The sequence below is a fragment of the Occallatibacter sp. genome, assembly GCF_049802275.1.
GTDB lineage: Bacteria > Acidobacteriota > Terriglobia > Terriglobales > Acidobacteriaceae > Telmatobacter.
In genome coordinates, this window is record NZ_JBARMD010000763.1 from 1 (window position 1) to 4,080 (window position 4,080).

At 56.3% G+C, this 4,080-nt stretch carries 5 protein-coding genes; 1 reads left to right on the forward strand and 4 read right to left on the reverse strand.

Features of this window, described 5'->3' with window-relative positions:
• Both WA354_RS25525 and WA354_RS25530 read right to left on the reverse strand, forming a co-directional pair.
• The coding region (locus tag WA354_RS25525; protein ID WP_472815849.1) for a tetratricopeptide repeat protein at positions 1 to 1,090 on the reverse strand (1,090 nt) is incomplete at its 3' end.
• A 150-nt stretch (positions 1,091 to 1,240) separates the two neighbouring features.
• The gene (locus WA354_RS25530; RefSeq protein ID WP_472815850.1) at positions 1,241 to 1,804 is read right to left on the reverse strand and encodes a type 1 glutamine amidotransferase domain-containing protein; all 564 of its coding nucleotides are present in this window, start codon (positions 1,802 to 1,804) and stop codon (positions 1,241 to 1,243) included.
• Positions 1,805 to 2,140: 336 nt separating this feature from the next.
• Here WA354_RS25530 and WA354_RS25535 point away from each other — a divergent pair, with 336 nt between their 5' ends.
• On the forward strand, positions 2,141 to 3,163 hold the full coding sequence (locus WA354_RS25535) for an aldo/keto reductase (RefSeq protein ID WP_472815851.1): 1,023 nt from the start codon (positions 2,141 to 2,143) through the stop codon (positions 3,161 to 3,163).
• Positions 3,164 to 3,227: 64 nt separating this feature from the next.
• Here WA354_RS25535 and WA354_RS25540 read toward each other — a convergent pair whose 3' ends face one another.
• Positions 3,228 to 3,803, reverse strand: a complete 576-nt coding sequence (locus WA354_RS25540) for a hypothetical protein (protein WP_472815852.1) — start codon at positions 3,801 to 3,803, stop codon at positions 3,228 to 3,230.
• A 10-nt stretch (positions 3,804 to 3,813) separates the two neighbouring features.
• A partial coding sequence (locus WA354_RS25545) for a hypothetical protein (RefSeq protein WP_472815853.1) occupies positions 3,814 to 4,080 on the reverse strand: 267 nt, incomplete at its 5' end.

A 4,080-nucleotide genomic window follows, 5' to 3' on the forward strand; every position in this document is an offset into this window, starting at 1 on the left:
GATCCGACAGCGCGTTCGCGTCTGACAGTCGCCCCTGTTCCATGAGGTTCGCAATGGAGTACATCATGTTGTGCGCATAGTTCCAGTCGTCGTCGGGACCGACGTTCTGTTCCTGCATGTAGTGCTCGTCAACCGCCATTGACGCGGAGAACCAGTGCTCGGCTGTGGAATAGTCGCCAACGCGATAATAAATGTGACCCGGCATGTGGACCATGTGGCCCGATGTGGGCGCAAGGCCGGCAAGCATCGCCGCACTCTTGATCGCGCGCTCCGGATGATTGCCTGGCTCTATGGCATGTATCCAGTAGTGATTGGTCGCGGAATCGTTGGGTGCATCGTGCAGGATTCCCTCAAGCATCGCGATCGCTTCCTGCTCCCCCTTCTTCGGTTTACCGTTGTCCTTGTAGCCGTCTTCCAATGCGAGAGCAAGAAACAGGCGAGCTTCGATATCGTTGGGCGCCTTGCTCACCAACTCGCGCAAAATCGCAATCTGTTGCGTGTTCGCGCCGTGTTTTGCGTTCTCTTTGACGGATGCGTCTGCCTTTGCCGCCTCGATATAAAGCTTCTCCGGCTCGGTGACATGGTCTTCGAACTGGACCGCCTTCTCGAGCGCTTGTTTGCCATAAACCTGTCGCGGGCTGTGGCGAAATCCCTCTGCCTGCGCCAGACCCCACCAGCACATTGCGCAGTTCGGATCGACACGTACGCTCTGTTCAAATGCTTTTGTCGACTCGTAATCCCAGAAGTCGTGCATCAGGTTCAGCCCCTGGTGAAACCAAACTTGCGCTTCGGGATTGGCGGTGACCGCGATATGTGCATTTCCAATGCCTGTCATGCGAATTGGCGCGGGAAGCTGATCCGGCGGCAGTACGGGCTGCATGTCAGACATATTGTGACCGCCCGGCATCGCCTGCTGAGCGAAGATGCAGGGCGTCGCGATCGCAACCAGCAGCGCCAGGCCGATGCCGGCAGGCAATCCTGAATGGCCACGGCGAGAAGCGGAATCTAGGCAGCCTCGGTGCGGCTCAGAGAGAGCGGAGTGCATGGCTGCAATATACATTGCGAGCAGAGCAGCAGGCGACCAGATCATTTCGCGATTCCAGGCCGACGATATTCGGGGATGAGCAGCTTGAATTGGAGAGATGGTTCGGTCAGGAGCGAGAGATCGCAGTAGTAGAAGGAGGAATTCCATCCCTTTGCAAAAATGCGGCAAAGGGATGGAAGCACGATTGTATTTGCGCTATGCGTGTGCGTGCTGCTGCACACCTTGTGCAACGGATTCAATGATCGCCTTGTTGAATGCGGGAATATCGTCAGGTTTGCGGCTGAAGATGAATTGGCCGTCGGTGACGACAGCCTGGTCAACCCAGTTACCTCCTGCGTTTTTGATGTCCGTCTTGAGTGAAGGCCACGACGTGACCGTCCTTCCCTTCAGCGCGTCTGCTTCCACCAGTGTCCACGGTCCGTGACAAATGGCCGCAACCGTTTTTCCAGTGGCGACAAACTGACGAACGAAATTCACCGCCGCCGGATCCATGCGCAGATGATCGGGATTCATCACGCCGCCGGGCAGCACCAGCGCGTCGTAATCATGCGGATTCGCGTCGGCAAGTACCTGGTCCACCTTCACCGACTGGCCCCAATCCTTCTTGTTCCATCCCTTGATCTCACTGCTCTTCGGCGCAATCACCACGGTAGTGGCCCCGGCATTGTTCAGAGCCTTCCGCGGATCAATCAATTCCGCTTGCTCAAATCCATCGGTAGCCAAAATAGCGATTGTTTTGCCCTTCAATTCTGAAGACATACTTCTCCTCCTCTTGTTGTCGGATCGTCCAGTCCCTTATGACGCGGGGTGAGCATGCGGGGTTGCGCATCCGGTGAAAATCAAAAAGCCAGGTTGTGAGATGGCTGAAGCGCGTCTGAAATCGCTTTGACGAGGAAGCAAACCCTTGTATTCACACGGCATCACAGCCATGCAACGAGAGCCTGTTTCGCATGGAGTGGGCATTCAATTGCAGCACGGGAGAGCGGAGTGAAACGCAGGGACTTTATAACAGCGGCTGCAGCCAGCGCCGCCGTATTCGGATCGCGATCGGCGCAATCAGCGCAATCAACAATCACCCCAGCAGGAGAAGCGACCATGACAGAGCATTCGTCAAAGCAGGCGGCATCGCGCATCCCCCGCGTCACAAATCCTGGAACTATGAAGGAAGAAATGCTCTATCGCGACCTCGGCGCAACCGGTGTACAGGTTTCCTTGATCGGCATGGGCGGCTCTCATCTGGGACTTGCCAATGTTGAAGAAGCCGACGCCATTCGCCTGATCCACGAAGGTTTGGATCGCGGTATCAACTTCCTCGACAACTCGTGGGACTACAACGAGGGGCGCAGCGAAGAGCGTGTCGGCAAGGCGCTCGCGGAGGGCGGCTATCGTCAGAAAGCTTTCGTGATGACGAAGATTGACGGGCGCACCAAAGAGGTCGCGACTAATCAGATCAATGACTCTCTGCGCCGTCTCAAGGTGGATCACATCGACCTGCTGCAGCATCACGAGGTTATCCGCTTCGACGATCCCGATCGCATCTTCAACGAAGGCGGCGCCATGGAAGCAGTGGTTGCAGCGAAGCAGGCTGGCAAGATTCGCTTCATCGGCTTCACCGGGCACAAGGATCCGCACGTTCACCTCTACATGCTTACGGTCGCAAAGCAACACGGCTTCCACTTTGATACTGTGCAGATGCCGATCAACATCATGGATGCGCACTTCCGTAGCTTCTCGCAACTGGTGGTGCCGGAAGCCGTACGTCAACAAGTCGGCGTACTCGGCATGAAGTGTTTTGGTGATGGAATCATCCTGAAGAGCGGAGCCGTCGAACCGATGGATTGCCTGCGCTACTCGCTGAATCTTCCCATCTCCGTGCTCATCACAGGAATCAATTCAAAGATGCTGCTCGACCAGGCGTTCGCCGCGGTCAAGTCGTTCCAGCCCATGGATGAAGCAGCGGTGGCCGAGCTCATCTCAAAAACAGAGCAGACTGCAATGAAGGGTAAGTACGAACTGTTCAAGACGACTGCACACTTCGATACCACGGCGCGCCATCCCGATTGGCTCGGCTCCGACAGCAAAGAGGTGCAAAAGCTTGCACCTCAGTTGCCGGGATGACATAGCTCCATAGCTTCAAAACGCGTTCTGAAATTCAAGCTCGCGCATCGCAAACCAGCGAGGGCTATTGCAGCGGCGTCGCGGTCACCACCACCTGCATGCTTCCTTTACTGTCAAGAGAATCTGAGGCAAAGACAACCGTTGCCTTCCCGATGGGGATCAGAACCGGCGCCTGCCATTTGTTCTGGCGAATCACCGGCTGGTGGAGGTTAGGGTCGCTTGTCGTCCCCACACTGCTTACTTCCGCAACCAGATCGAGTGACAACTGGCGGCCAAGTTCGTGCACATGGTGCGCATCAATGTTTACACCAACATCCTGGTATTGCCATTGCGTGTTAACGAGCGCCTGGTTGCTGCTAGATGAGGAAGATCCAGTGGTAACAGGGATTCTGGAGCCAGTCCGAATCGAAGTTCCTCGATCGTGAATATCGGTGCTCACCGTCGCCGCATAGGAGCGGCTGTTGGTGGGCTTCCCGTCTCCGCCCATCTCCTGCACAACAAAATCCAAATGGTAGAAGTGAGCCGGAGCCTCGGCAGCTTTCGCAGGCTCTGAAGCTTGCGGCGCATCCTGCGCAAAGGCAAAACGTCCGAAAGACGCCGTGAGTACGAGTGCGAAGAAAATCAACGTGATCTTGCGCATGGTTATCTCCTTAGTTGTTGCCCTCTGCGGGCACTTCGATAGGTGGAATACGAATGGCGGCGACATCGAGCGGCGCGTTGTCGTTCTTCTGCGCGTTTAGAACGGCCTGACGCTGTTTTTCCGGAACGTCGGTGGCGAAGGAATAGAGCGCCCGTTCCTCCGAAGTAAGCGGTTGAGGAGCCGGAAAGACGTCGAGCTTCGGAAGCGTGGCGGCTTTCGAGACTGCGCGGCCAGCACTAACCTGCGCACGAACGGCCGGTCTTCTCATCGCGGGAAT

What these genes read in the sequence shown, in the direction of transcription:
- WA354_RS25530 (WP_472815850.1), bottom strand. Translation starts at nt 1,804, where the DNA reads ATGTCTTCAGAATTGAAGGGCAAAACAATCGCTATTTTGGCTACCGAT.
- WA354_RS25540 (WP_472815852.1), bottom strand. Translation starts at nt 3,803, where the DNA reads ATGCGCAAGATCACGTTGATTTTCTTCGCACTCGTACTCACGGCGTCT.
- WA354_RS25535 (WP_472815851.1), top strand. Translation starts at nt 2,141, where the DNA reads ATGACAGAGCATTCGTCAAAGCAGGCGGCATCGCGCATCCCCCGCGTC.